Genomic DNA, 2,481 nt, shown 5'->3' with positions numbered 1-2,481 from the left:
GCCTTACATATTCTCTTTACCCGAGGGATGCACCCTCAAAACTGAATAATAAACTGCGGACAAATTAGAAGTACCATAAAGACTTGTGGTCAAGCCCTCGACCTATTAGTACACGCTAGCTCAACGCGTCACCGCGCTTACACTTTGTGCCTATCAACCTTGTAGTCTTCAAGGGGTCTTACCTGATTAACTCAGTGGGATATCTTATCTTTGGGCCGGCTTCACGCTTAGATGCTTTCAGCGTTTATCCGATCCGCACATAGCTGCCCAGCTGTGCCACTGGCGTGACAACTGGTGCACCAGAGGTGCGTCCATCCCGGTCCTCTCGTACTAGGGACAGATCCCATCAAATATCCTGCGCCCACGACAGATAGGGACCGAACTGTCTCACGACGTTCTGAACCCAGCTCGCGTACCGCTTTAATTGGCGAACAGCCAAACCCTTGGGACCGAATACAGCCCCAGGATGCGATGAGCCGACATCGAGGTGCCAAACCTCCCCGTCGATGTGGACTCTTGGGGGAGATCAGCCTGTTATCCCCAGGGTAACTTTTATCCGTTGAGCGATGGCATTTCCACTCACATACCACCGGATCACTAACTCCAACTTTCGTTACTGCTCGACCCGTCGGTCTCGCAGTTAGGCTGGCTTATGCGTTTGCACTCAATAGCATGGTTTCCGTCCATGCTGAGCCAACCTTTGAACGCCTCCGCTACGCTTTAGGAGGCGACCGCCCCAGTCAAACTGCCCACCTAACAATGTCCCCCGACCCGATTCAGGGCCGCAGGTTAGAATCCTAGTATCACAAGGGTGGTATCCCAAGGGTGACTCCGCCCGAGCTGACGCCCGAGTTTCCTAGTCTCCCACCTATCCTGTACATGTAATACCAAGACCCAATATTAGGCTACAGTAAAGCTCCATGGGGTCTTTCCGTCTTGTCGCGGGTAACCGGCATCTTCACCGGTACTACAATTTCGCCGGGCGGGCTGTTGAGACAGTGCCCAAATCATTACACCATTCGTGCGGGTCAGAACTTACCTGACAAGGAATTTCGCTACCTTAGGACCGTTATAGTTACGGCCGCCGTTTACTGGGGCTTCAGTTCGCTGCTTGCACAACTCCCCTTAACCTTCCAGCACCGGGCAGGTGTCAGCCCGTATACGTCATCTTTCGATTTAGCACAGACCTGTGTTTTTGCTAAACAGTTGCTTGGGCCTATTCTCTGCGGCTCACTCTCGTGAGCACCCCTTCTCCCGAAGTTACGGGGTCAACTTGCCGAGTTCCTTAACAACCCTTCTCCCGTTGGCCTTAGAATCCTCTTCCTACCTACCTGTGTCGGTTTGCGGTACGGGCACCTAACAAATACACATGGCTTTTCTCGCCTCTCTCCACGCTCGACTTCCCTACTAAATTTCGGTCCCTTTCGACCAGGGCAACCAACGCCCGGCACGAACATTTCAAAAGTGTCCCCATGCTTAACTGTTTCGGTGGCTACGGAATCTCTACCGTATGTGCATCGGCTACGCCTTTCGGCCTCACCTTAGCTCCCGGCTAACCTGGAGCGGACGAACCTTCCTCCAGAAACCTTAGGCTTTCGGCCATTGTGATTCTCACACAATTCTCGCTACTCATTCCGGCATTCTCACTTGTGTACACTCCACTACCGCTTACGCTATAACTTCACCGCGTACACAACGCTCCCCTACCCAATGTCAAAGACATTGCCTAAGCTTCGGTGCAGGTTTTAGCCCCGTTGAATTTTCGGCGCAAAGTCACTCGACCAGTGAGCTATTACGCACTCTTTAAATGAGTGGCTGCTTCTAAGCCAACGTCCTGGTTGTCTTAGCAACTTCACATCCTTTTCCACTTAAACCTGCTTTGGGACCTTAGCTGTAGATCTGGGCTGTTTCCCTTTTGACTGTGAGACTTATCTCACACAGTCTGACTCCCATGCATCAATTTTCCGGCATTCTTAGTTTGATAAGCTTCGGTACCCTCTCGGGCCCTAGGCTATTCAGTGCTTTACCTCCGGAAATCTAACATGAGGCTAGTCCTAAAACTATTTCGGGGAGAACCAGCTATCTCCGGGTTCGATTGGAATTTCTCCGCTATCCACAGTTCATCCGCCGCCTTTTCAACGGAGGTCGGTTCGGTCCTCCATGGAGTTTTACCTCCACTTCAACCTGACCATGGATAGGTCACCCGGTTTCGGGCCCACTGCATGCAACTAAATCGCCCTATTCAGACTCGCTCTCGCTTCGGCTCCATTGCTCCAGCAACTTAACCTCGCTGCATACAGTCGCTCGCCGGACCGTTCTACAAAAAGTACCATATCACACTTTGACGTGCTCTATGTGCTTGTAGGCACAGGGTTTCAGGTTCTATTTCACTCCCCTCCCGGGGTTCTTTTCACCTTTCCTTCACAGTACTATACGCTATCGGTCACTGGGTAGTATTTAGGCTTGGAGGGTGGTCCCCCC

The 2,481-nt window shown here is 51.9% G+C and carries 1 rRNA gene; it reads right to left on the bottom strand.

Going from position 1 to position 2,481, the window contains the following annotated elements:
- Nucleotides 1-85 precede the first annotated feature (85 nt).
- Nucleotides 86-2,481, bottom strand: a 23S ribosomal RNA gene (locus B5G03_RS16830); the annotation flags it as partial.

It is taken from the genome of Gemmiger sp. An50 (assembly GCF_002161595.1).
In the GTDB taxonomy this organism is placed as follows: domain Bacteria; phylum Bacillota; class Clostridia; order Oscillospirales; family Ruminococcaceae; genus Allofournierella.
The sequence above is the reverse complement of the archived record's forward strand: the minus strand, read 5'-3'. Positions and strand labels throughout refer to the sequence as shown.